Source organism: Microbacterium sp. BWR-S6Y (assembly GCF_041379845.1).
Classification (GTDB): domain Bacteria; phylum Actinomycetota; class Actinomycetes; order Actinomycetales; family Microbacteriaceae; genus Microbacterium; species Microbacterium hydrothermale.
In genome coordinates this window covers 23,643-45,989 of record NZ_JBFECV010000011.1, presented here as the reverse complement: position 1 = coordinate 45,989, position 22,347 = coordinate 23,643, and the positions used below count along the sequence as shown (strand labels likewise).

General features: G+C 65.4%; 25 protein-coding genes and 1 pseudogene. 8 read left to right on the top strand and 18 right to left on the bottom strand.

Annotation, left to right across the window (positions count from 1 at the left end; genetic code table 11):
- Nucleotides 1-68: 68 nt before the first annotated feature.
- From AB1K56_RS18040 to AB1K56_RS18030, 3 genes are all read right to left on the bottom strand, one after another.
- Complete coding sequence (locus AB1K56_RS18040) at nucleotides 69-1,010, bottom strand: cation diffusion facilitator family transporter (RefSeq protein WP_076677867.1); 942 nt, start codon at nucleotides 1,008-1,010, stop codon at nucleotides 69-71.
- Nucleotides 1,010-1,390 carry a helix-turn-helix transcriptional regulator gene (locus AB1K56_RS18035; protein ID WP_083709113.1) on the bottom strand — a complete coding sequence of 127 codons (381 nt, stop codon included), beginning with the start codon at nucleotides 1,388-1,390 and terminating at the stop codon, nucleotides 1,010-1,012. The genes AB1K56_RS18040 and AB1K56_RS18035 overlap by 1 nt, the downstream gene beginning before the upstream one ends.
- Before the next feature lie 263 nt (nucleotides 1,391-1,653).
- Complete coding sequence (locus AB1K56_RS18030) at nucleotides 1,654-1,896, bottom strand: DUF305 domain-containing protein (RefSeq protein ID WP_083709110.1); 243 nt, start codon at nucleotides 1,894-1,896, stop codon at nucleotides 1,654-1,656.
- Nucleotides 1,897-1,973: 77 nt separating this feature from the next.
- On the opposite strand from AB1K56_RS18030, the gene AB1K56_RS18025 reads away from it, so the two are divergent.
- Nucleotides 1,974-2,222: a hypothetical protein gene (locus AB1K56_RS18025; protein WP_076677871.1), complete on the top strand. Its 249-nt coding sequence runs from the start codon at nucleotides 1,974-1,976 to the stop codon at nucleotides 2,220-2,222.
- Between the two features lie 516 nt (nucleotides 2,223-2,738).
- Here AB1K56_RS18025 and AB1K56_RS18020 read toward each other — a convergent pair.
- The 7 genes and pseudogenes from AB1K56_RS18020 to AB1K56_RS17990 form a co-directional block, all read right to left on the bottom strand.
- Entirely contained in the window at nucleotides 2,739-2,897 is a 159-nt protein-coding gene (locus AB1K56_RS18020) for a hypothetical protein (RefSeq protein ID WP_164878236.1), read from the bottom strand.
- Nucleotides 2,894-3,409 (bottom strand): hypothetical protein, encoded by a 516-nt coding sequence (locus AB1K56_RS18015; protein WP_076677873.1) that lies wholly within the window; start codon nucleotides 3,407-3,409, stop codon nucleotides 2,894-2,896. Before AB1K56_RS18015 ends, AB1K56_RS18020 begins: the two co-directional genes overlap by 4 nt.
- Before the next feature lies 1 nt (nucleotide 3,410).
- Nucleotides 3,411-3,788: a hypothetical protein gene (locus tag AB1K56_RS18010; protein WP_076677875.1), complete on the bottom strand. Its 378-nt coding sequence runs from the start codon at nucleotides 3,786-3,788 to the stop codon at nucleotides 3,411-3,413.
- 10 nt (nucleotides 3,789-3,798) lie between these two features.
- A complete protein-coding gene (locus AB1K56_RS18005; RefSeq protein WP_076677877.1) occupies nucleotides 3,799-4,455 on the bottom strand; it encodes a ParA family protein in 657 nt (218 codons plus the stop codon).
- Between the two features lie 125 nt (nucleotides 4,456-4,580).
- Nucleotides 4,581-4,817 carry a hypothetical protein gene (locus AB1K56_RS18000; protein ID WP_076677879.1) on the bottom strand — a complete coding sequence of 79 codons (237 nt, stop codon included), beginning with the start codon at nucleotides 4,815-4,817 and terminating at the stop codon, nucleotides 4,581-4,583.
- A gap of 102 nt (nucleotides 4,818-4,919) precedes the next feature.
- Nucleotides 4,920-5,168 (bottom strand): glutaredoxin domain-containing protein, encoded by a 249-nt coding sequence (locus tag AB1K56_RS17995; protein ID WP_076677881.1) that lies wholly within the window; start codon nucleotides 5,166-5,168, stop codon nucleotides 4,920-4,922.
- A gap of 298 nt (nucleotides 5,169-5,466) precedes the next feature.
- Nucleotides 5,467-5,634: pseudogene (locus AB1K56_RS17990) on the bottom strand (metal-sensitive transcriptional regulator); the annotation flags it as partial.
- A gap of 247 nt (nucleotides 5,635-5,881) precedes the next feature.
- Between AB1K56_RS17990 and AB1K56_RS17985 the strand changes: the two are divergent.
- The 4 genes from AB1K56_RS17985 to AB1K56_RS17970 all read left to right on the top strand — a co-directional run bounded on the left by AB1K56_RS17985 (nucleotide 5,882) and on the right by AB1K56_RS17970 (nucleotide 8,731).
- Nucleotides 5,882-6,073 carry a hypothetical protein gene (locus tag AB1K56_RS17985; protein ID WP_371206740.1) on the top strand — a complete coding sequence of 64 codons (192 nt, stop codon included), beginning with the start codon at nucleotides 5,882-5,884 and terminating at the stop codon, nucleotides 6,071-6,073.
- Nucleotides 6,074-6,121: 48 nt separating this feature from the next.
- Nucleotides 6,122-6,370 carry a hypothetical protein gene (locus tag AB1K56_RS17980; RefSeq protein ID WP_128217813.1) on the top strand — a complete coding sequence of 83 codons (249 nt, stop codon included), beginning with the start codon at nucleotides 6,122-6,124 and terminating at the stop codon, nucleotides 6,368-6,370.
- A 1,003-nt stretch (nucleotides 6,371-7,373) separates the two neighbouring features.
- A complete protein-coding gene (locus AB1K56_RS17975; RefSeq protein WP_371206739.1) occupies nucleotides 7,374-8,057 on the top strand; it encodes a ParA family protein in 684 nt (227 codons plus the stop codon).
- Nucleotides 8,057-8,731 carry a hypothetical protein gene (locus tag AB1K56_RS17970; protein ID WP_128217814.1) on the top strand — a complete coding sequence of 225 codons (675 nt, stop codon included), beginning with the start codon at nucleotides 8,057-8,059 and terminating at the stop codon, nucleotides 8,729-8,731. Before AB1K56_RS17975 ends, AB1K56_RS17970 begins: the two co-directional genes overlap by 1 nt.
- Nucleotides 8,732-8,938: 207 nt before the next feature.
- On the opposite strand, the gene AB1K56_RS17965 is transcribed toward AB1K56_RS17970, so the two are convergent.
- The 7 genes from AB1K56_RS17965 to AB1K56_RS17935 all read right to left on the bottom strand — a co-directional run bounded on the left by AB1K56_RS17965 (nucleotide 8,939) and on the right by AB1K56_RS17935 (nucleotide 15,867).
- Entirely contained in the window at nucleotides 8,939-10,894 is a 1,956-nt protein-coding gene (locus AB1K56_RS17965; protein ID WP_108317198.1) for a helix-turn-helix domain-containing protein, read from the bottom strand.
- 539 nt (nucleotides 10,895-11,433) lie between these two features.
- Nucleotides 11,434-11,676: a hypothetical protein gene (locus AB1K56_RS17960; protein WP_108317197.1), complete on the bottom strand. Its 243-nt coding sequence runs from the start codon at nucleotides 11,674-11,676 to the stop codon at nucleotides 11,434-11,436.
- A gap of 330 nt (nucleotides 11,677-12,006) precedes the next feature.
- Nucleotides 12,007-12,546 (bottom strand): hypothetical protein, encoded by a 540-nt coding sequence (locus AB1K56_RS17955; RefSeq protein WP_108317196.1) that lies wholly within the window; start codon nucleotides 12,544-12,546, stop codon nucleotides 12,007-12,009.
- A gap of 198 nt (nucleotides 12,547-12,744) precedes the next feature.
- Nucleotides 12,745-13,359 (bottom strand): RES family NAD+ phosphorylase, encoded by a 615-nt coding sequence (locus tag AB1K56_RS17950; protein ID WP_108317195.1) that lies wholly within the window; start codon nucleotides 13,357-13,359, stop codon nucleotides 12,745-12,747.
- The gene (locus AB1K56_RS17945) at nucleotides 13,356-13,907 is read right to left on the bottom strand and encodes a hypothetical protein (protein WP_371206738.1); all 552 of its coding nucleotides are present in this window, start codon (nucleotides 13,905-13,907) and stop codon (nucleotides 13,356-13,358) included. Before AB1K56_RS17945 ends, AB1K56_RS17950 begins: the two co-directional genes overlap by 4 nt.
- A gap of 146 nt (nucleotides 13,908-14,053) precedes the next feature.
- Nucleotides 14,054-14,455 (bottom strand): hypothetical protein, encoded by a 402-nt coding sequence (locus AB1K56_RS17940; RefSeq protein ID WP_371206737.1) that lies wholly within the window; start codon nucleotides 14,453-14,455, stop codon nucleotides 14,054-14,056.
- 566 nt (nucleotides 14,456-15,021) lie between these two features.
- Nucleotides 15,022-15,867 carry an undecaprenyl-diphosphate phosphatase gene (locus AB1K56_RS17935; protein WP_230007015.1) on the bottom strand — a complete coding sequence of 282 codons (846 nt, stop codon included), beginning with the start codon at nucleotides 15,865-15,867 and terminating at the stop codon, nucleotides 15,022-15,024.
- A 277-nt stretch (nucleotides 15,868-16,144) separates the two neighbouring features.
- On the opposite strand from AB1K56_RS17935, the gene AB1K56_RS17930 reads away from it, so the two are divergent.
- From AB1K56_RS17930 to AB1K56_RS17920, 3 genes are read left to right on the top strand one after another with little or no spacing between them, the layout of a single operon-like run.
- Nucleotides 16,145-17,191, top strand: a complete 1,047-nt coding sequence (locus AB1K56_RS17930; RefSeq protein ID WP_371206736.1) for an iron ABC transporter substrate-binding protein — start codon at nucleotides 16,145-16,147, stop codon at nucleotides 17,189-17,191.
- 59 nt (nucleotides 17,192-17,250) lie between these two features.
- On the top strand, nucleotides 17,251-18,750 hold the full coding sequence (locus AB1K56_RS17925; protein WP_270354042.1) for an iron ABC transporter permease: 1,500 nt from the start codon (nucleotides 17,251-17,253) through the stop codon (nucleotides 18,748-18,750).
- Nucleotides 18,747-19,796: an ABC transporter ATP-binding protein gene (locus AB1K56_RS17920; protein WP_230007035.1), complete on the top strand. Its 1,050-nt coding sequence runs from the start codon at nucleotides 18,747-18,749 to the stop codon at nucleotides 19,794-19,796. The genes AB1K56_RS17925 and AB1K56_RS17920 overlap by 4 nt, the downstream gene beginning before the upstream one ends.
- Nucleotides 19,797-19,810: 14 nt before the next feature.
- On the opposite strand, the gene AB1K56_RS17915 is transcribed toward AB1K56_RS17920, so the two are convergent.
- Nucleotides 19,811-22,264: a bifunctional lysylphosphatidylglycerol flippase/synthetase MprF gene (locus AB1K56_RS17915; protein ID WP_230007036.1), complete on the bottom strand. Its 2,454-nt coding sequence runs from the start codon at nucleotides 22,262-22,264 to the stop codon at nucleotides 19,811-19,813.
- Nucleotides 22,265-22,347 lie beyond the last annotated feature (83 nt).

The following is a 22,347-nucleotide window of genomic DNA, read 5'->3' as shown; positions in this document are numbered from 1 at the left end:
CGGCCGACGGTGTGCCGATATGCGATCGGGCTGCGAACACGCCCGTTCGAGCGGTTCGGCGCCCGCGATTAAGCGTGACGGACATCCCCGGGTTCCGAATCTTGCAGGTCGGCTGTCTCAATCTGGAAGGTGGAGTGCAGCACGGACACCTCGAAGTGTTGAGCCACACATGCTCTGACGTCCTTAAGGACAGCGGCTGCGTGTCCGTCCGTGAAGCATTCGTCTTCAACCACGACATGCGCGCTGATTGTCGGCAGGCCGGTGGCGACTGTCGAGGCGTGTAGGTCATGGACGTCTATGACGTGGTCGAGTTGGAGAATGTGAGATCTCACATCGTCCAAGTCCAAACCGTCGGGGGTGAACTCCATCAACACCGACGACGTCTCGCGTAGCAACTTGAACGCACGCGGCACGATGAGAGCGGCGATGAAAAGACCGGCGATGGCGTCCGCTTGAAAGAAACCCGTCGTCCAGATGACGACAGCCGCGACGATAACCCCCAGTGATCCCAGCGCGTCATTCAGCACTTCCAGATACGCTGCCCGCATGTTGAAGTTAGCTCCGCGACTGGAAGACAGCACGAAGATGGCGATGACGTTCGCGACTAACCCAACGACTCCAAAACCCAGCAGTTCCGCAGCTGGCACCTCCGGGGGCTCGAAGAGCCGGCGTACCCCCTCGATGGCTGTGTAACCCCCTACCGCCATCAACAGAGCCGCTTGCCCGAAGGCAGCGATAACTTCGATGCGACGGAACCCCCACGTGCGTCGCGCACTAGCCGGCCGCAGCACCAGCGTCGCGGCGATGAGTGCAACGAGAAGTCCGGATGCGTCAGTGAGTGCGTGGGCCGTGTCCGTGAGGAGGGCAAGACTGCCGGTAAAGAAGGATCCAACCGCTTGAGTCACGGCGATTGCCGCGGTGATTGCAAACGCAATCCAGAGACGCGCCCGATGGTCGGTCGGATGCCCGGCCGCGCCGGTAGACGGTGCGTGCGTGTGACCGGCGCCCATCAGGCCGCGTCCGTTCCAAGGGCGAAGTCTTCACCAGGCTGATGAAGGTGAGCGCATAGCGTGACACGCGTGCCGGTGTCTCTCAGCAGGAGTTCGGCGGCGTTAATGAGAGCCGCAGTCGCCACAGGTTGCGCAAGATCGAACCAGGAAGCCCGACCCTCCGAGCGAACAGTGACTAGTCGGCAGTCCCGCAGGAAGCTGAGGTGCTTACTTACGGTTGATTGCGCCAATCCGAGGTGCTGGACGAGATCCCGGACGCGATGCTCGCCGGACGCCAGATGCTGGAGAACCGCCAATCGCGTGGGGTCCCCAAGCGCGTCGAATAGGTGCGCGTACACAGCGGTCGCGTCAGGATCGAGTAGACCACCCTCTTTATTCATCGCCACATAGCGATGATATCGTCAAATGCCGTGTCCGTCACGTCTGCATCCAACTGGGAACCATGCTCATTCTCGCCGGATCAGTGGGCCACCCGAATGCTCGCCCACAGAGCAAGCGCGACGATTGCGGTGAGGGTGGTGAAGGACAAGGCGCGGGGCCGGAGACCGGCGCGCGGTGGTAGTTGTAGTCGCGCCACAGGGTGCGTTTCGTCTGATCAGGTGGTGGGGCGCGGTGGGCTTTCCGCGCCCCACCCCGGGCGGGATCAGAGAGTGGCGAGAAGCTCCTCCATCGTGGCGATCTCGGAGGTCTGCGCCTCGATGATGGTGTTGGCGAGTGCGACGGCGTCGCTGTTCTGGCCGTTGGTCGCTTCTTCCAGGGCCATGTCGATGGCACCGCGGTGGTGCTCGATCATCTGCTGGAGGAACAGCCGGGCGGCGTCGGTTCCGGTGGCCTGCTTGAGCGATTGCATGTCGTCTTCGCTCATCATGCCGCCGCCGTGGTCCATGCTGCCGGTGGCGGGATCAACGGCTCATGACCGTCAACGGGGCGTGAGGGCCGCGCGTGGTACAGGTTTGGTCTCCGATGTCTCAGCTGCAGCGCTCCCCCGAGCCGGGGGTGTGGCTCGTCTTCGACCGCAGCAGACGAATCGCGATTGTGCGCGTGGTCGAGGTGCAGGGGCGGAAGCTGCTGCGCTCGGTGACGTTTCACGACGATCCGGCTCAGCGGCAACTAATCGGCTATTTTCCCGAGGACGGGATGAAGCTCGCAGTGGAATGCACCTGGGCGGAGTACGTCAAGCACACCGGTCCCTCGACGAGCAACCGGAAGTGAGGACTATCGCGCTCGGCCCTCATCACCTTCGGCCACAGGAATGTCCCCGTGTGCCGTTGGCATAAACGGGGGATCGAAAATGCTCCCACCAGCCAGCGTTGACCGGCGACGGGGCGAGCTCCCCGCGTGAGGGGCGTTGTCGGAACTGGCGGGACGCTCACTTATCAGGGAAGGCCGCGGTTGCGGACGCTGTCGGGGCATGACGTTTCTCCTTTGAGAACGAAGACGGACTCCATGAGACAAATGTCTAGATGGACCGTAAGTCATCTTCGGGCGCGCCCCCGGGAGCGAGTCCGGAAAGTGATTCACCCCTCCCCCGGATGCTGGGATCGTGGCACGCGGTCGATCACCGTCAAGGGCGCTGCGCGTCGCGATGCGATGCGGCGTTGCCGCACCCTGGACCGTGCTCTCCCTTGCGCAAGATCGGCATGTATCCGGTGCGAGCGGCTGATGTGGTGATGCTCGAGAACGAAGGAAGGGACCGGCCCCGTGGGCACGGTCCCTTCTCAGCGCGTGTCAGGCGGTCTTGGAGACCGTCTGGGCCTCGGGGTCGACGCCGAATCTGCGGATGTAGGTCTGGCGGATCTCTTGAAGCTGTGCGCGCTCGCGATCGCTGATCGGGTCGGCCTCGCCTGCCGCGATGCGGCGCTGGAGGCTGCCCTTGTGCGATGTCACGAAGCGTCCGGTGAAGGACGAGCGGGAATGCCGAGCCATCTGATCACCTTCCTTCTCGGTCTATTTTCCGTCGCGATTGCGGGCGTGTCTACGGCGGCTGGGCGTTGAAGGTTCTTGATCGTGCGGTAGATCATCTTGCCTTCGGTGGGGGTCGCGTCCTCGAGCAGGGCCTGGAGGGCGTCGTTTGCGACCTCGCGGTCTTCCTGGTCATCGGATGCGGCCAGCCCTAGGGCCCATTGCGCGCGGTTCCACCACTGTTCGCGCGCGGCGTTCTCGCGGGCGATTTTGGTTGAGCGGATGGCGGGAGTGAAGGCGATGACGGCGGCGATGACAGCGAAGACGCCGGCCATCGGGGGCCCGCTCAGAATCGCGCGCCAGAGAGCTTCGTCGATGACAACGGGTGTGGTCAGCGCTGGGTAGGGCGGGAAGGCGCTGCGAAGGCCGTATCCGACACCCCCGCTTGCGAGGATGATCCCGGCCAGCGCCCAGCCGCGCCGCGCTCGAGCGCTCACGTCATACCCCCATTGGGCGCCCCTGGGGCAGTTCGCGGGCCTTGACGGGCGGGAACGGCTTGCCGTCGTTGTACTTGGCCTCGAGGCGCTCGACCTCTTTCATCGCGGCAGCGTTGAGGAATTGCGAGAGGTTGCGGAACCCTTCTTGTGCGAACGTGTGCAGGATTGCACCGCGGATGCGGTCGGTGTCTTCAAGCTCCTGGTAGAACGACACCTTCGGCGGGTACTTGGTGCGCTTCTTCGGCGCGGGTGCCTCGGCCGCGGGGGCCGCCTCGGCGGTCTTCTCCACGGGGGCGGCGGCGGGCGCCGGCTGTGGGGTCTCAGCGGGCTGATCGTCCTCGAGGCGCCCGACGAGGGAGGAGAGGGTTTTGCGTGCCATGGGAGATCCCCTATCTCTTTCCGTTGGCCCAGAGGCTCGTGAGCTCCAGGGCGAGGTCTTTGTAGTCGTCGATGGCGTTGGCGGTGGCTCGGCTGCGGGGGTAGGTGGTGACCACTTCCCCGGTCAGCGGTGCGTCCGTGTGCATGACGTATTCGCGGATGACGCTGCGGAAGCGTGGGAGGTGCATCTCGTCGAGGAGTTCGAGCGCGTCGTCTTTGCGGCGCACCGCGGAGGGATCGCGCTTCACACGGCTCACCAGGACTCGGTAGGGCAGGTTCCGCGGCTCGATCAGCTGGCGAATGACGCGAACTGCGGGCTTCACGCTCATGGTCGCGGGTTCCATGGGCAGGATGACGAAATCGCTGTTGTCGAGGACCGCGCCGAGAACGTCGGTGTCCCGCAAGCTTCCCGGGGTGTCGACGACGATCACGTCGTACTCGTTGGTGCGCCGTAGACCGGCGAGGACTTGGGGGTCTGACTCGGTAGCGAAGTCGAAGGGCACATTGTCCCCTCCCGCCTCCGCCCAGTCGGTTGCGCTGCGCTGCGGGTCGACGTCGACGACGAGTACGCGGGCATGATCTGACAGCACTGCGGCGAGGTTCATGACGGTCGTCGTCTTACCGACGCCGCCCTTCTGCCCGACGACGGCGAGGATGCGAAGAGTCATGTGAGGCACCTTCCTTGTAACGGTAATAGTACTCTTAGGGGTGCGCTTTGCCGTGGCGGCGCACCCCTGCGAGTCTCGGATCTCACTCCATAGTAACGGGATTAGTACTGTTAGGGGTATTAGGGTTAGTTGCTGCGCTCAACCTCGATGCGGTGCCCGTCCATCTGCGACGGGTAGAACACGTGCTCGACGTCGCTACTTGGGAACGGGTTCACCAGGCGCACACCTTGAACGGTTCCTGCGCCGATGCACCCGAGCCCCTGCGCAACGATCCGCACCGGAATATATGCGCGGCCGTCCAGGCTTACGAGGCGGTCCCCTGCGCGAAGGTCTGCGAGGCGGGTAACGGCGATCTTCTCCATGGTGTCTCCTTCGGTCGTGCGCTTTGCGCCTGTACCCCTATTAGTACTATTAGGGGTGTTTTCGGTTAGTGGTAACGGGATTAGTACTGTTTTGGCTGGGGGTCACGCGGCGAACTTCGCGGCGATCCGGTCGATCTGGTCGGGGCGCATGTCGCACCAGTGATCGTCGTCGTCCACGACGACAACCGGGGCCATGCTGTAGCCGAGCTCTTCCGTCACGTACTCGTGTGCGGCCGGGTTCTGAGTGATGTCGACCTCGACGAATGGGATGCCTTTGCCTTTCAGCATCATCTTGGTCATCGAGCACTTTCCGCAGCTGGGGCCCGTCGTGTAGACCGTGAGCTTGTCCATTTCGTGATCCTCCCATCCCAATCGTTTTCTTGCCGTGAAGGCGATTTATCGCCGCTAGGAAGAGCGGCCGTAGTGCCAGTGACCGTGGAATACCGGAGGGAGCGAAGCGAGCGAGGATATGCCGCGAAAGCTCTGGCGCGCAGGGTGGTCGACCGTATGCTGCCGAAGGCTTCACGGCAAAAGAACGGGCCGACAGGCCTTGACTGCCGATCGGCTCCGTCCGATCGTCCGATGCCGGCGGCTGCTCCGTCTGCCGCTGGGTCCCATGATGCTCTTCTGCCGGGATTAGTACTGTTCGCAGGGATAGCGCAACCGTCTCCAAAGCCTTCGTCGCGGCGGAGACCTGCGTAAGGATGTCGATGCAGTACTTGTCTTCATTGACCATTCGGGCGATCCCTCGTACCTGACCCTCGACGCGACGCAGCCGCTTCTGGAGGTCGTCTTTGTTGCCCTCGTATCCGTTCACCCAGATACCATACCCCCCTAGGGTATGTAACGCAACACCCCTATTCATCCCCCTGCGCGCGTCCACCGGAGTGGGCCACCCACCTATCAACGGCCACACCCGCGGCGGAACGAATTGCCCCGTCCATGGGCGCGGCGGTGGCTACGGCTAGGGTGTCCGACCCATTGCGACAACGACCATGCGTGATGACGGCCCGCGTTGGCATCCCCAACTCCTTGCGCGCGAGACCTCGCCGGCTCGTTGGGTAATGCTGGATGCCCGCGATCAGGTAGCGGGAACGATCGAGCTGCGCCGCACGGATGACGGGCCACGTTACCGGGTAGAAGTAGCCGGCGGCGAGGTGCTCGGCTGGGCGACGTCGCTCAAGACGGCCACGGAGCGTCTGCACCGCGTCATCATCTCCGCGAACGTGCCCGGCGGCGGCATCAACGGGTCATGACCGTCGACGAGACATGAGGGGCGGCGCGTGGTACAGGTTTGGTCTCCGATGTCGCAGCTGCAGCGCTCCCCAGAGAAGGGCGTGTGGTTCATCTTCGACAGAAGCAAGCGGATCGCGATCGTGCGACTCGTGGAGGTGCATGGGCGGAAGCTGCTGCGCTCGGTGACGTTCCACGATGACCCGGCTCAGCGGCAACTGATCGGCTACTTTCCCGAGGACGCGATGAAGCTTGCGGTCGAATGCACCTGGTCGGAGTACGTCAAGCAGACCGGTCCGTCGACGAGTAACCGGAAGTAGGTCACACGGATCGAACGTGCAGGAGTGTCCAACCCTCGGGAACGGCGGCGCGTAGACCGCTCATGTCGGGTGCTTCGATCTGTCTGGCACCGTCGCGTCGCGCGAACGTGCCCGTCGCTGCGAGAAGCGTGGTGCCGTTGGACATCTTCACGGCCGCGGACGTCATCTGGGGCACCTTCCTTGTCGGGGCGCATGTCGCACCAGTGATCGTCATCGTCCACGACGACGACCGGGGCCATGCTGTAGCCGAGTCCTTCCGTCACGTACTCGCGTGCGCGACGGCGTAGTCCGCCGGTCTAGGTGGCGACCAGCTCTTCAAGTCGTGGTGGAGGTCGAGGCCGAGATCGATCGGCATGTACCGTCCCTTCCACTCCCCCTCCACCCGCAACGTGATGTCCAGCTCCGTCCAGCTGGCTCCGATGTCGTAGAGCGTCCTGGAGTCGATCAGGCCAAGTCGCGAAGGGCGCCGAGGGCGGCTCGATATGGCGCTAGTAGCTTGTTCACCACCGCTTTCCCAATGCCGGCGAGCGGGTTTCAATGATCAGCGACAGTTGCATAACTGTTGCGTAACATCGCGGCTACATGGACGTTTATTGGCGCCAACACAGGCGTCACAATAACGTCGACCAGACGCTTATGTTAAATATGTCTTGTCCAACTGTTGGGTTTGCGTTGTGTTCAAGAAACAAGACCTATGCATCACTTCAATGTCCAGGTTGCGCTGGAGCAGAGCAACGCTTCGGCAACAGTTATTTATGGTCGATGTTTATGTATTTCGTACAGAGATAGGTTATGTGCGTCTAATACTGATGTGTCGTAACTGTTACGTACACCAAACATCGCAGCAGCGGCGTGTCGCAGACGTGCTCATCTTCTTGTGCCACTACGTTGGCGTTCGGGTTAGCTAACACCGCCACGACACATAGGCGGATGCGCTGTTGACCCAACGCATGTGTTTCGCATTGCAGGCGTAACAGTTACAGAACAGCAGGGGAGTGATCTCGTGAAGGTCATCGCAGTGTGCGGGCAGAAGGGCGGCATCGGCAAGACGTCGGTGTCGATGAATCTCGCCGCCGCCATGTCGAAGCACAGCAAGATCCTCGTCATGGATGTGGACCCGCAGGGTTCGACGATGTTCTGGGCGGAGACGGCGGACGACGTTGAAAACGAGCTCCCGTTCGACACCTCGCCGTCGACGGACCCCGAGGCACTCCGTCACCTGAAGAGCCTGAACGAGTACGACGCGATCATCGTCGATACCCCCGGCTCGCTGAGGGACGAGGATGTCCTGGGCGCCGTGCTCGACCTGGCTGACTTCGCTATCCTCCCGATCACCACGTCCACACTGGACTTCCCGGCGATAACTCGGACGTTGAACGAGTTCGTCATCCCTAGGGGAGTGCCTTACAAGCTCCTGCTGAACAAGGTCGACACCCGCCGCGGACAGAAGCGTCTGGACGGGTGGAAGCAGGCCATCGACGAGGGAGAGTTCGTCGCCAACCGCATCGGTGTACCGCGGTTCAACCACCACATCCGTCTGTCGTCGACGGTGGAGGACATGCCGATGGAGGGCAAGGTTGTCACCCAGTACACGGATACCCGAGCGAACCAGAACGCGATCTTCGATTACACGGCGGTCGCGCTCGAGCTCACGGCGCAGTGGTACGAGGAAGCGAAGGTCAACTGATGGCAAAAATGGATCTGACCGCGCGGTTGAAAAACTCTGCGAAGCGTGCGCAGGATGTCACCGCGCAGGCGCACCTCGTGGCAGTTGAGGACTTGGTTGAGCCGCCTGTCACAGAAGCCCAACCGGATAGCTCGGCGCCCGCTGTCGAGCTTACGCAACCCGCCGAGCCTTCGGCTGTCGCGACGGACGAAGCAGCTGGCAACGAGGCGACACCGGCACAGAAGCAGGTGTCCCGTCGGCGCCCGGCGCCAGCGGAGCCGCGCCGCGCGCCGGCTAGGCCGTCGACGACTCCGGACAGCGTGGCGGGGGAGTCGGTGAAGGGTCTCGCCCTTGAGCTGCCGAAGTCTCTGAACGCCCGTCTCAACGCTCATCACACGCAGACAAAGATGAGCTTTGTGCTGACCGTGATGACGGCCGTCGAGGTGGCCTACCCCCGGCTTCAGGAGCTGATCGACAAGAAGCTCGGTCGTCATGACGAGCCGGCTCGGGTGTCACTGTTCGCAAAGCCGACACGGCAGCGAATCTCGCGCGACGAGGAGACCGAACGGCGGACAATCCGGATGAGCGCCGGCGGTCTTGAGGTGCTCGACGGACTGGTCGAGGAGTTCGCAGCGCCTTCGCGCACATTCCTGGTCATCGTTGCACTCGACACCTACCTCCCCGCCCAGGACTGACGTGCACGGCCCTGCGTCCGGGCCTCGGCGAGAACTCCTACCTTGCGCTCAGGACCGACCTCGCCGCATCCCAGACCATCGCAGCGCCTGAGACGTTCGAGGGGCGGCCTGAGGCCTCGACTCGGCTCTGCCAATCGAGCCCACCATGGAATCTGCAGCACGGCAAAAATCCACCGCCGCCACGACTCCAACCGGTCCTTCGTCGTATCAGGCCGCCAGGGCTAGTCCCCGCTCGAGGTAGCCGGCACGGACCAAATCACGAGCCTTCCTGTGGTCTCGTCGCTTGGTGGGCCCTCGGGGGTACGCAGCATAGTCGGGCCGGTCGGACTCATTTGAGTAGGACTTCTTCCCTCTCCGGTGTTTCGCGCGTCGTTCCATCCAGGTGACCTCAGCAAGCCACCATGCCCACACAAGGCGTTCCTCGTCGTATCTGGCGCCGCGCTGCTCCAGGTAGCCGTCAACACCGCGTCCGCGGGCGACGAAGTCACGAGCGGTGGGGGAGAGGCGTCGCCAACCTCCAGGGGTCCTCTCGATGAGACCCGATGCGCTCAAATCGTCGACGCGGCGTCGGACGACGTCGGGGTCCAGCCCTGTTCGACGGACGAGCTCGGCGAAGGTGGCGCTGCCCCCTGCCGGCGTGTGCTTGTAGATCAATCCCGCGTTCCTGCCCATGCTGCGGGGTGCGGTGAAGACGTCGTGTGCGAACAGTTCCAGCCGGGTGCTGATCTCTCTGATGAGGGCTTGGGAGAGTGGGAGGGCGTTGGCGATGGCGCGCATATGCGCTTGTGTCCGCTCTCCTCCTGACTCCTCTGTGGAAAACCGAGAGTCGAGTCGGTAGCGCTTTGCGTGCACTCCTTCGGCCTCCGTCACGACGGCGAGCCAGCCGCCTGCGCCGTCTTCCCCAGTAAGCGCGCGGAGGGCACGGGAGACGGTGGTGCGCCCGTAGCCGGTGTCGGCGCTGAGCCGGCGTACGTCGGCTTCAACGGTGTGCTGGGAGCTCTGCAGCATGTACAGGCAGATGGCGTCCAGGACGACGCGCTGCGCGTGGGAGCCTTCGACCCGACTGTTGTGTGTCGCCCAGATACCGGGGAGGGCGTCAGCGCGTGTGAGGGCGCGTTGCACGGCGGCGGCAACGCTCGCGGTGCGCTGGCGGTAATCCTCGTCGTCGCCCGAAGCGCTGAGTGGGTGAGCGGCTACGAAGCGGACGGCGTACTCCCATGCAGCGGTCAGCACCTTATCGATCTGGTGTTCGCTCCGCCGCTGGCGTGTGGCACCGACGCGCCGCGTGCGGGCGTGTTCGAGGCCCGGGGAACTGTGCACCTGCTCGCGGAGGTCCTGATAGCTCCAGCGGGCATGTGCGGCGGCCGCGAGGATCCGCACCAGCGTGTGCGACGCGTCGGGACCGGCTTCGCTGTGCAGCACCAGGTCCATGGCCATCGACAGGGGCCGACGGCGGCCGCGGATCCGGGGCCTTCCGGCATCATCACGGACGACGTTGTGCAGGTCCTCGGTGGACGGGGCGGGCAATTCCGCGCCGAGGTCGACAAGCAGCGCATGCAGCTGGCCGGGGACGTCTTCGTCGGCCGCGTGGTCGGTGATCGCAGCCAGGTCACCCACCGGCGCCGAGTGCCCACCGGCGCGGTGGGGAGCGTAAGGCGGGCGGACGCAGCCGGCTTTGGGGTTCGTCAGCGGCGCGAGGTCAAGAGAGGGGAACAGGCTCCTGGTCAGGTAGGCGATGTCGCGGACGGCGTCAGCGTCAGCGGGCACGTCGAGGTGGACCCAGACGTGACGTCCGCCGGTAGGACCGGACAGGCACAGCAGATGGGGGACGTTGAGCTGCTCGAGCCAGTACGCGAAACGGTCTGCATCGCTCGCGGCGTCCCCGACGGATGCATCGAAGTCGAAGCAGAGGTAACGGAAGCGGAGGTCATCGTCGGCCAGGAACATCGCCCACGTCGTCGATGGCGGCGCCTCGTTGAGGGGCCAGAGCTTGTCGTAGGCGTTGAGTACCTCGCCGCTGGCGGCTCGGGCAGCCGCGCGGACGTCATCCCTGGGGGAGAGGCGGCGGGTAATCGCCCACACCTCGTCAAGAGAGTAGGGCGACACGCCGGTGGGGTCGACGAGCGTCAATGCTCGTGCGCGCCCCCGGATGGGGGTTACCATGGCGACATCACCTCCTCGGAGGTACGACAAACGCCCCTCGCCAAGGGGTTGCAATCGAATACCTGCTCTCTCCGACTCCCAGTCGCCAAACCTTCGGTTGGAGTGAGTGAAGCTCTTACTCCAGGCCCACGCGCTACGCCAATAGCGCGGAGGGCCTGATGTCATTTACGGGCGCGTCACATGACGAGCTCCTTCCATCACGGTGGGGGACGGCCGGCGGGACGCCGAGCCGAAAGTACGGGCCCCATTGGTGAGACTGGTCTGGGTGCACGCCGTAGCGCGGTGGGGGAGAGGCATGTGGCCTCGATCCGCCGGAGTCGCCTGTGAGGGGCCGGGGGCGATGCTCGACCGGGCCATGCTGAGGGGATGTTCGCGTGACACGCCGACGTTGGTACGCGAATCCACCCCGCCGCGCGGGGTTTCGGTTAGCATGAGAGCACCTCCTGAGGAAGCTCGGGTGGGTTCCAGACTCTGGTTTGGTCGCTAAGGTCTGGCGAACTACATCGAGGGGCCCCGTCGTCGGACGGGGCTCCTTTTCGTTAGCTGGCGATCTGCGTCTGCGTCGGCAGCTCCCTCGAGGATGGGCGTACCAGGGCGAGCGGCGACACCGGCGCGACCTGATCGACTTGGGGGAATGATTCGACGAGCAGCTCTTCGAGCATGTCGCCGGTCACTCCGGGCTGGGGTGCAAGCTCGGGCATACCGAGCTGGTGCGCCGCGAGATGAACGAGGTAGTCGCCGTAGCTCATGTGCAGCAGGTCCGCGTTCGCGCGAATGACCATGCCAAGTGGCTTAGCGGGCTTCGCCGTGATCTGGTCACGTTCGCCTTTGCTTGGTCGTCCCATGTGTCCAAGCATGCCCCGTGATTTCTTAGGTACCTACGATTGCCGTTCGGCGTGTCGAAACGTAGGTGCCTAGGAAATCTGCCCGCTTGAGGGCCATACGCCGGGGGTCGCGGCATTGCCACGAGGGGACCATTGGCGCCGAAATCCGCAGGCGCAGCCCGCCGGGGGAGCGGGGGCGCTCCTGTCACCCTCTCGCACTCCGCCCGCGTTGCGTTAGCGCCGCCGCCGGCCGGGCGCGCCCGCGTTGCGCCCAGTTCCGTCCGCCGCTTACGCGCCCCACGACGCGGCGTCACGCCTCGCGGCCGCCACAACGCCGGCGACTTCTCCAGCGGCGAGGCGGTCGATGTGTCGCCGCTCCACTCCATCCCCGCCGTGGAGGGGCGTGTTGAGCCACTGCGCCCATGTCCACGGGTCGTCGACGCCCACCCCGAGGATGGGCAATACCTCGCTCAGACCCGGCACCAGCGCGCCGTTGCGCACCTGGAAGGCGGGGTAGAGCGTGCGCTGGTCGGAAGTGTCGAGGCGGAGGGCGCGGCGCTCACGGACGGCTTTGGAGAGGGCTGCGCGCCCGACGCCGAGCTCTTTCTGAAGCCCACCGCTCGAATAGCACGGGCCGACAATGTCCGCCCATGGATTCTTGACGAGGCCGAGGCGGGCGACGATGTCGGCGGCTACGGTGTCGGGGGAGCCCAGCGCGCTGACCTTCGCCCCGTCGCGAATGAGGCGCTCGAGCCGGGCGCGTACAGCCTCGAGGAGCTCGTCGGTGGCCGCGTTCTCCCGTTGGTGTTCGTCTTGGTCGCTCGACACCGAACCCTCCCCGTCAACTGCGTCAACCCGTACGCTGGAGCGGGGGTGTCAACTTTGTCAACTCAGTATGCCGCGACAGGGGAGCAGCTTCCAACCTTCAACGTCGGGTCGAACCTCACCAAATAACCGCCGATACCAGCTCGCACCCATCCGAACGCCGGTATGGCGGCGCCGCAGCGAGTGTCGGGCCGCACCCCGTCAGACGATGTTCATACCTCCGGTGACGGGGGTGTTCGCGACGGTCCAGCCGAGCGCCCGGCACGCATCTTCGCCGCTCAGGTGGCGAGTCGCGGTGTGCCCGGCATGTGCGCTCGGTGCGCCGGCGTCGCCGAAGAGCGCGTAGGCGTCGGGGCTTCCCGTGGTGAATGCCGAGCCGTAGAGGACGCCGCCGTAGCCTGCGTCCTCGAACGCCTGCGCCCACGCTTGCGGGATCGAGTAGTCCGACATGGTCGTCAGCTCGCGCACGATGCCGTGCTTGGCTGCGGCGACGTCGTTCACCGCAGCGCATCGGTGTTCGGTGGGCGCGCTGACGACGGAGACAACGAAGGAGTCAGCGAGGGCGCGCGACACCACGCCTTTCCGCGACACTCGACCACGGATCCTCTCTCGCACCGCCGTGTCCACGCTCAGTGCGGTGCAGCAGGTCCCACGGGCGCCGTGCAGGTTAAACCGCCCCTCCACGCCATTGTCGTAGTACCAGGCTCCGTGCGCTGTTCCGTGGGAGCGGTACATCGGAGCGCCCGCGGCCAAGGTGGCCTCCGGAAACGCGCTGAGGACTACCCCGGCCGGCGGGGCGCTCTGCGAGGCGGTCACTCGGCCCAGGCCGCTGCGTCGTGGCGCGCCTCGACGAGCACGGTCTCCAGATCCCCGTTGGCGAGGAGGTCGATGGCGCGCGGCTGGTCCTCGCCGTTCTCGTCCGCCAGGGGAGTGTTGAGCCACTGCGCCCACGTCCAGGGGTCGTCGATGCCGGACTGCAACACGGTGAGCACCTCTTTCAAGCCCGGCACGAGCTGTCGGTTGCGGACCTGGAAGGCGGGGTAGAGGTTGCGGCCATCGGCGGTCGGGAGCCGGAGTGCGCGAAACTCCTTCACGGCACGAGAAACCGCGCCGCGTTCGACGCCGAGCTCGCGCTGGAGGCTGCCGCTGGTGTAGCAGGGCCCGACGATGTCTGCCCAGGGGCTCTTCGTCACACCGAGGCGGTCGACGATGTCCTGGATGACGGTCTCGGGCTTGGTGATGACGCTGACCTTCACGCCGCCGCGCACGAGCGCGTCGATCTTGCTGCCGAACAGGTCCTTCAGCAGGTTCGCGGCCTGCTCTTCCTGTCGCCGCTGCGGGTCTTCGGGTGCGAGAGTAGTCACCGTTCCTCCATGTGTACCATGTCTACCACTCAAGTATGCGCGTGTATGTCGACCATGTCTACCACCCCAATAGGCGAGTGCCGGTACACCATGACACCGAACGGAGGGGGAGAAGCGACCACCGGCAAGCGTCGGGAGCGCCGCGGTCAGACGCCGTGCACCTTCGCGATGGTCCGGGCGGCGAAGTCGATGAGCGGCTCGGCGATCTCGCGGGCGGCACGCCGGCAGGTGTCGTCATCACGTGAGGCGTAAGACGGCATCGCGCCGTGAGAAGCAGAGCCGGGTCGCGTCACCACCTCGGTCCAGCGCGTTCCGTTGAACCGCTCGACGAGGGCGCGCGACTGCTCGACATAGGCGTCTACCCGGACGGTAACGCGCAGCACGGACACCGGCTCGTTGACCGTGATGATCCGCACGAGCTCGTAGGACTGCCGAGTGCGGGAGAACGTAGTCTGGTCGATACTCATGCGTACCCACATGCGCGGTGGCGTCTCACCGTGAGGACCGCTCACACCCGGCAGTTTCTGCGGCAAGACGGTATCGAGCAAACGCCGATAATCGACGTTATGTCAGTTCGCCGACTCACACTGCCCGCCGTCCCCGGGCAGTCTTCACTCGGTCACCGTCAGCCTTCGGCATAATCGCGCCGACGGCGTAATGCCTGGCACCGGGGGTGGCAGCGGGGCGGCAACCGCCACAGCGCGTCCGCGAGCAGTCATCACCTACGCCTGTACGAACTTCTCTCCGGCACGGGTGAGGGCAACAGGAGTTGCGCCTCGAAATCGCGTAGCGGTCGTCCGATCTCTCGGCTTTTGCCGACGCCGGAGACCCCCCATCACCACCACGGCGCCGAACCCGGGCCCGGCCGCATCCGCTTCAGTGGTCACCAGTCGTGCACGGTTCCGTCGGCGAGGCGGTTGTAGGGCAGGTAGGCCTGCACGTAGGGGTACCTGCCGGCCTCGTCGAGGTCGAGCTCCACGCCGATGCCGGGCTTGTCCCCCGCATATTCTGGAAGACTGGCCCCAGTTTGGGTTAGGGGCAATTCGACGAGCGATATGAATGATTGCCGCGACCGAGTCGTTCTGGTCCTTTGCGCTGGTAGTCACTGATCGTCTCAGCCGGTGATGGCAGAGTACGCCGGCAGCACGCCGAGGGTCAGCAGGATCATGACCAGCACGCCCAGGGCGACGCGGTAGATCACGAACGGCAGGAAGCTGCCGCGTCGGAGATACCGCATAAGGAACGCAATCACCACGTAGCCGACGATAAACGCCATGACTGTTGCGATGCCCGTCTCCACGAGGTTGTACGGACCGGTGCCTTCGCTGGAGCTTTTGTAGAGCTCGTAAAACCCGCTGGCGAAGACGGCGGGGACGGCGAGCAGGAACGAGTACTCCGCCGAAGCGGTGCGCGTGTAGCCGAGCGCGCGACCGAGGGTGGTGGTGGCACCCGAGCGCGAGACGCCAGGGACGAGCGCGAGGGCCTGTGCGAAGCCGTAGGCGATGCCGTGCGGGTAGGTGAGGTCGTCGAGGTCGCGGCGTCGCTTTCCGTAGTGGTCGGCGAGACCGAGCAGGATGCCGAAGACGATGAGCACGACGGCGGTGATCCACAGGCTCCGGAAGTTGTCGCGGATGAGGCTCTGCAGCAGCACGCCCAGCAGGGCGATGGGGATCGTGCCGATGATGACGAGCCAGCCCATGCGGGCGTCGGGGTCGTTGCGCGGCACCTTGCCGGTGAGCGAGCCGAACCACCGCGAGATCACGCGGGCGATCTTCTTGCGGAAGTAGATCAGCACGGCGAGCTCGGTGCCGATCTGGGTGATGGCGGTGAAGGTCGCACCCGGGTCGGTCTGCGACGGGAGGAACTCGCCCACGATGCGCAGGTGCGCGCTGGAGGAGATGGGGAGGAACTCGGTCAGGCCCTGGACGAGCCCGAGGATGATGACCTCGAAGATATGCATGCGGTCCTTCGGTGGGTGACGTGCTGTGGGCGCGAGGGCGAACCGGCTACTAACGATCCGGCATCGCGGTCTTCTGTTGCCGCGTCGCGACGAGGTCGGAGGGCCCCGGTTTTGCCTCTGACCTCGGATTTAACGCAGGGACCACTAAGACGTTTCTAAGAAATGGGCGACGCGCCGGGAGTGGCGCCCTCATTTTGAAAATGATGCCGCCGCCCCGTTACTTTGGTTAGGCATACCTTGCTTGAGCCGCGGAAGCGGCGTGCCCGATTGGACCCCCATGAAGCGCTTTTCCCGTGCGTTGGTTATCGCCGCAGCCTCCGCGACCGTTCTGGCTGGCTGCTCCGCCAGCCCCACGAACCCCTCGGCTGCATCCCCCGACGACAGCAGCCAGGTGACAGGCTCCATCACGGTCTACAACGCCCAACACGAGGAGCTCACGCAAGCGTGGGCGGACGCGTTCACGGCAGACACCGGCGTGGAGGTTGTCCTGCGAAACGGCAGTGACTCGGAGCTGGCGAATCAGATTGTGCAGGAAGGGTCAGCGTCCCCGGCCGACGTGTTCCTCACCGAGAACTCCCCGGGTGTCTCTCTCGTTGACCAGAACAACCTCCTCGCCCCCGTGGATCAGTCCACCCTCGATGTGGTCCCCGCGCAGTACCGCGCGGGATCGGGCAACTGGACGGGCATCGCGGCGCGCTCGACCGTCCTCGTGTACAACCCGTCCCTGATCAGCGAAGCGGACCTCCCCGTGTCCTTGATGGACCTGCAGGACCCGAAGTGGCAAGGCAAGTGGGCCGCCTCGCCCGGTGGAGCTGACTTCCAGGCCATTGTCTCCGCGGTGGTGGCTACCGAAGGCGCCGATGCCGCCGCGACGTGGCTTACCGGGATGAAGACGAACGCCACCGCCATCCAGGGCAACAGCAACGTAATGAAGGCCGTCAACGCCGGCCAGATCCCGATGGGTGTGATCTATCACTACTACTGGTACATCGACCAGGCAGGAACCGCCGAGAACAGCGGCAACACCAAGCTGCACTACTTTGGCAACGAGGACCCCGGCGCATTCGTCAGCGTCTCCGGTGGTGGCGTGCTGGCATCCAGCAGAAACGCCCCCGCAGCCCAGGCCTTCCTCGCGTACGTCGTGTCCAAGGCGGGTCAGGATGTGCTGCGCACCGGCTCGAGCTTCGAGTACACCGTTGCCAGCGACGTGGCCGCCAACGCCGCCCTCCCGCCTTTGGCAGGTCTGGGCGCCCCGACCATCGACCCCTCCACCTTGAACGGTCCCGAGGTCGTGGACCTGATGACGTCGGCGGGTCTGCTCTGACAACGCCGACACAGCGCACGCCGCCCACACCCCTGAGAAGGTCTGGGCGGCGTGCGCCGTTGCTTCTGGTCGTCGCTGTCGCGGTGATCACCGCTTTTACGCTCATCCCCGTGGGGTTCGTCGGCTGGTTCGTGATGGCGACGGGGCCTGACGCGCTCGGGCAGCTTCTCTTTCGTCCACGCATCGGTGAGCTCCTCACCAACACCGTCCTCCTCATCCTCATCGCCGTGCCGCTGTGCGTGAGCGTCGGGGTGGGCGGTGCCTGGCTCGTGGAGCGCACGACCCTCCCGTTGCGGCGCGTGTGGTCGGTGCTGCAGGTCGTCCCGCTGGCCATCCCCGCATTCGTGGTCAGCTACGCGTGGGCTAGCACCGTGCCCGCCTTCGGCGGCCTTGCAGGCGGTGTCCTCATTGCAGTCCTCGCATACAGTGGCCTCGTTTACCTCCCCGCCCTCGCCACGTTGCGCCGGCTCGACCCTGCCCTGGAGGATGTGGCTCGCTCCCTCGGGCACTCCAACGCCCGTGTGTTCTGGACGGTGGTGATCCCCCAACTGCGGTACGCCATTAGCGGAGGAGCCCTGCTGGTCGGGCTGCATCTTCTTGCGGAGTACGGCGCCTTCGCGCAGATCCGGTTCGAGACGTTCACCACCGCCATCGTGGTGCAATACAGTTCCGCGTTCGCCGGTCCCGTCGCCAATGCCATGGGCGCGATCGTGGCGGTGCTGGCGCTGCTCATGCTCACCACCGACTCCCTCGCCCGGGGCCGAGTGAAATTCGCTCGAACAGGATCCGGCGCCCCGCTCCCGGCGCAGCGCACCGTCCTTGCACCCCTTGCCGGCGTGCTGCTCACCGTCGCGCTGGCGCTGTACGCGAGCTTGTCCGTAGCCGTTCCGACCGCGACGACCGGCCGATGGCTCCTCGGCGGACCGTGGTGGGATCAGCGTTGGCTTGGCGACGCCCTCGTCACCACCGTCATCCTGGCCGTATCCGGCGCCGCGGTCACCTCGGCGGTGGCGTTGGTTCTGGCCTGGCTGGGCGTGCGCTACCCCGGAAGGGCGACGCGGGTCCTGGAAAGCGCGAACTTCGTCGCGTCCAGCTTCCCCTCGATCATCGTGGCCCTGGCGCTGGTCACCGTCACCCTTCGTGTTCTGCCTGTGGCGTACCAGACGGTGTTCACCGTACTGGCGGCCTACCTCATCCTGTTTCTCCCCCGGGCGGTGGTGAGCATCCGCAGCGGCCTGGCTCAGGCCCCACCCATCCGTGAGGAGGCTTCCCGCACGCTGGGGCAGAGTCCCGTGCGGACCTTGCTGCGGGTGACGGCGCCGGCCATCATGCCCTCGGGGCTGGCTGGGGCAGCCCTGGCTGGTATCGGGATGGCCAGCGAACTCACCGCCACGCTTCTGCTCGCACCGAACGGGACGCGGACTCTGGCGACAGAGTTCTGGTCCGCCAGCACGTCCGTGCAATACGTGGACGCGGCACCCTACGCGGTCCTCCTCACCGTCATCAGCATCCCCGCTGTCGCCCTGATGTATCGACAAGCCCGAAAGCGCACCGCATGAGAATCGACGTCACCGACCTCTCGTACAGCATCGGAGCTCAGACCATTCTCGACAGCATTAGTTTGAGCATCGAGGACGGCTCTCGAGCGGCCATCGTGGGCCCCTCCGGTAGCGGTAAGAGCAGCCTGATTCGCGTGATCGCCGGTCTCGTATCCCCGTCCCGCGGCACCGTGTCGCTGGGCGGACGGGTGGTGACAGGCACCCGCAGCGTACCGGCGCACCGCCGGGGGGTCGCGTATGTTCCACAGGACGGGGCCCTCTTCCCTCACCTCAGCGCGGCGGCAAACATCACCTTCGGTCTGCCCCGAGCACAGCGTCACACGGCACACGAGTGGGCGGAGATTGTCTCCTTGGACACGACGCTCCTCACGCGCTACCCACATGAGCTGTCGGGGGGGCAGCAGCAGCGCGTCGCTCTCGCCCGTGCGCTGGCGGTGAAGGCGCGCGCCATCGTTCTCGATGAGCCGTTCAGCGCACTGGATACGGACCTCCGGGCGGAAGCTCGTCGAAATGTCGTGGAGGCCCTGGAACGTGTGGGTGCCACCGCCATCCTTGTCACCCATGATCAACAGGAAGCGCTTAGCTTCGGCGACCGGCTCGGCGTGCTGGAGGCGGGCTCGTTGACGCAGTACGGCGCGCCGCTGACGCTTCACGACTACCCGCGAACGGCGCGTATCGCGGCAATGCTGGGGGCAGTGGTGTCTCTCGACGCCACCACGGACGGTTCCACAGCGACGACCGCGTTCGGCCCAGTGCCTCTTCGGCATGCTCCTGCAGCTGCAGCGCCCACTCCCGGGCGGGTGTCTGTCCTCCTCCGTGAAGGACAACTGGCCCTCGTCAGCGGCACACCGAATGCCGTCATCGTCCGCGTTGAGGGCGAAGGACAGTGGGACCGTGTCACGGTCCTCACCGACCGCGGCTCCGGCGCCGCGGTGACCGCGCGGCTGTTGCGGCGCCCCGGCAGCGCTTCCGTGACGGGTAGCGAGGTGCGCATCGGCGTTGGCGGTACGGGCTACGTGTTGCCTGTCGGGCAGGACGCGTTGTGACCACGGCGCAGCGCTCAGAGGGATGTGGAGGGTTTACGCAACATCCCCACCATCCGAACCGCTGCCGGAAGCGTCAGGTTCGGTAGGTAGCTACGCGCGACGGCGACGGCGGCAGCGGGAAGGATGGCTGTGTCCGGATACAGCAGCCAGAGGGAGTCGAACCGGGGCTGGAATTTCCGTTTGAAGCTGAGCAGCGAGCGGAAGCCGTAGCCCGGCTCGATGACCTCGCCCAACCGCGCGAGGAGGCGTTGGAGCACAGCGCTGTCCCCGTCGTCGTCGGGGACGGAAGCGAGCGGTGACCCGGACAAGCTCATGCGCGCGAACCCCTTCTCCTTCATCCGGGTTGCGACGCTGCCGATCACGAACTCCATCACCCCGTTCATGGCGTCAGAGCGGCGACGCATGAAATCGAGGGTGTACCCGTCTATGACGCCATCCTGCCCGTAGAGCGGCAGCCAACTGGTGACGGCCTGAATCCGTCCCTGGGCTTCGGTGGCGAGCATGAGGCGCACGTCGGGATCCGTGAGCTCGTCCGCACCACCGAGGGTGAACTCCATCTCGGGCAGGCTCTTTTCCGCCACCCATGCTTCCGAGATGTCACGGATCTGCGCGTGCTCGGCGAACGTGAGTTCCGGCCAGCTCGTCCACCTGGCCGTGACGTTCTCGCGTGCTGCTCGGTTCGTTGCGGTGCGGATGTCTTGACGGCGTTTGCCGGACAGGCTCCACTCGGTCAGAACAAGGGTGGCCTCTTCCGCAACGGGCAGGCGCTGCCACCCGAGTTGTGCGTACGCCGGCGCTTCGGGGTCCATCACGCTGTAAAAGACCGGCGTCCAGCCGTGGGCGCCGCAATATTCGACGAACCCGGTCACCACCGACGGGTCCGACGCGTCCGGACCGAACGCTCCTCCCAGGGTTACGGCGACGGCACCTCGAACACGGAAAGCGAAGCCCGCGTCGCGGTCGGGGGCGAACCAGTAGGTGTTCCCCGGCCAGGTCGCCATGAATGACAGATTGTCGCCCCCGCCCCGCTGCAGCAGGGAGCGAGCGCGTTCCCGGTTGACGGCACCGTGCACCGCACCGGGGGCGAGAACGAAGAAGGCTGTCCCGACCGATGTGCACACCCACACCCACAGAGACGGTAGATACCAGCTCACCTGCGCCCACCCCGACACCGGCACGAACGTCAAAGCGTCGGATGGAACGAGTGTGGGAGGGAGCAGGCGCAGGGGGAGCCTGCCGAGAATCTCCCACACCGGGGTCGACGGCATGAACCCGTATGGATCCACCAGGGCCCCGGCCGCGCCGATCAGCAAAGCCCCACCGACCCCCACCCCGAGGGTGAGGATGAAGCGTCGGCGAGCGGGTGTTGCCGAGCGTGCGGGTGCCTCCCGACGAAACACCACCAGGGTGACCGCCGTCATCAAGGGCACGACGGCCGCGACGATACTGCCGATGAGGGTCTGCCACACGTACTCCTGAGCCTCGACGTCCTGAGTGAGGGCGACGGCGGCCAGCGTCTCCGGCTGCACAACAACGAACAAGAACGCCATACCGGCGGAGAACAAGCCATTCAGCCCGACAGCAATCCACAGCGCCGCTCGGCGGCCTCGAAAAATTCCCCACGCGGCCAATGCGCCCACAAGCGCGGGCAGCACGGCGATGACACCCGCCGCGGGGTGGAGTTGCTCGATGGCACGGAACGATGCTGGGCATGCGGCGCCCACTGAGCCGAATGCGCAGGCGCGCCCGTCTGCGATGACCACCGGGTCGTGGGAGAGGAAACCATAGACGGAGAGCAATCCAGATCCGGAGCCGACCAGAGTGGCCAGCACCGGTCCGACGGCTGTCACAAGCGTTAACGACGCCAACAGAACACGTTTCTCGTGGTGGGTACTGCGGACCAGACGAAACGGTTGGCGTCGGCCGCCCAGGACAAACCCGACGACCATTCCAACCGGTACGGCCGCAAGAGAGAACAGATCGTTCGAGCTCCCCGAGTACAGGAACGCCGTAATGGCGCCCGTGGCGACGAACAGGCGAACGCGGCGGCGCCAGAGAGCGCTCGAGAATGAACTGGCGGCCATTGCGGTGCAGATGAGGGCGACAACCGGCGTAACGGTGCTCACCGTCGGCGCATTCAAGGGAAGAAAGTCCGCGAACTGCTCCTCAAGGTATCCAGTACCGATGCCTACTGCGGTAGAGAGCACGCCGCCGACGCAATAGCTGAGCAACGTGCGCAAGCTGCCCATGGCGTGCTCGGCGAACCCCAACACGACGAGGGCGAGCGGGATCACGCCGATGAGGGCTAAGGGGCCGGGGACGGCGAACAGGGACAGGAGAGTGCTCGGCCAGTGCTCCCCCTGCGTGGTGACGGTCTCGCCGAGGATGTGAGGCGTGATTCTGAGCTGCGGGACGATGTTGCTGGCGACACTGAGTACCGCAATGGCTGCGGTCAGCGCGATAGCCACGGGATGGCGCCGCACCCACCCTCGAACGCGCGCTGACGAGAGCCCCGGCTGGGGGTGTGCAGCTGTGTGTGCGGGTGTCGCCG

What these genes read in the sequence shown, in the direction of transcription:
- AB1K56_RS17980 (WP_128217813.1), top strand. Translation starts at nt 6,122, where the DNA reads ATGTCGCAGCTGCAGCGCTCCCCAGAGAAGGGCGTGTGGTTCATCTTC.
- AB1K56_RS17960 (WP_108317197.1), bottom strand. Translation starts at nt 11,676, where the DNA reads ATGGTCATTCGCGCGAACGCGGACCTGCTGCACATGAGCTACGGCGAC.
- AB1K56_RS18030 (WP_083709110.1), bottom strand. Translation starts at nt 1,896, where the DNA reads ATGGACCACGGCGGCGGCATGATGAGCGAAGACGACATGCAATCGCTC.
- AB1K56_RS17965 (WP_108317198.1), bottom strand. Translation starts at nt 10,894, where the DNA reads ATGGTAACCCCCATCCGGGGGCGCGCACGAGCATTGACGCTCGTCGAC.
- AB1K56_RS17920 (WP_230007035.1), top strand. Translation starts at nt 18,747, where the DNA reads ATGAGAATCGACGTCACCGACCTCTCGTACAGCATCGGAGCTCAGACC.
- AB1K56_RS17930 (WP_371206736.1), top strand. Translation starts at nt 16,145, where the DNA reads ATGAAGCGCTTTTCCCGTGCGTTGGTTATCGCCGCAGCCTCCGCGACC.
- AB1K56_RS18005 (WP_076677877.1), bottom strand. Translation starts at nt 4,455, where the DNA reads ATGACTCTTCGCATCCTCGCCGTCGTCGGGCAGAAGGGCGGCGTCGGT.
- AB1K56_RS18035 (WP_083709113.1), bottom strand. Translation starts at nt 1,390, where the DNA reads ATGAATAAAGAGGGTGGTCTACTCGATCCTGACGCGACCGCTGTGTAC.
- AB1K56_RS17985 (WP_371206740.1), top strand. Translation starts at nt 5,882, where the DNA reads ATGCTGGATGCCCGCGATCAGGTAGCGGGAACGATCGAGCTGCGCCGC.
- AB1K56_RS17935 (WP_230007015.1), bottom strand. Translation starts at nt 15,867, where the DNA reads ATGCATATCTTCGAGGTCATCATCCTCGGGCTCGTCCAGGGCCTGACC.
- AB1K56_RS18025 (WP_076677871.1), top strand. Translation starts at nt 1,974, where the DNA reads ATGTCTCAGCTGCAGCGCTCCCCCGAGCCGGGGGTGTGGCTCGTCTTC.
- AB1K56_RS17995 (WP_076677881.1), bottom strand. Translation starts at nt 5,168, where the DNA reads ATGGACAAGCTCACGGTCTACACGACGGGCCCCAGCTGCGGAAAGTGC.
- AB1K56_RS17970 (WP_128217814.1), top strand. Translation starts at nt 8,057, where the DNA reads ATGGCAAAAATGGATCTGACCGCGCGGTTGAAAAACTCTGCGAAGCGT.
- AB1K56_RS18000 (WP_076677879.1), bottom strand. Translation starts at nt 4,817, where the DNA reads ATGGAGAAGATCGCCGTTACCCGCCTCGCAGACCTTCGCGCAGGGGAC.
- AB1K56_RS18010 (WP_076677875.1), bottom strand. Translation starts at nt 3,788, where the DNA reads ATGGCACGCAAAACCCTCTCCTCCCTCGTCGGGCGCCTCGAGGACGAT.
- AB1K56_RS18040 (WP_076677867.1), bottom strand. Translation starts at nt 1,010, where the DNA reads ATGGGCGCCGGTCACACGCACGCACCGTCTACCGGCGCGGCCGGGCAT.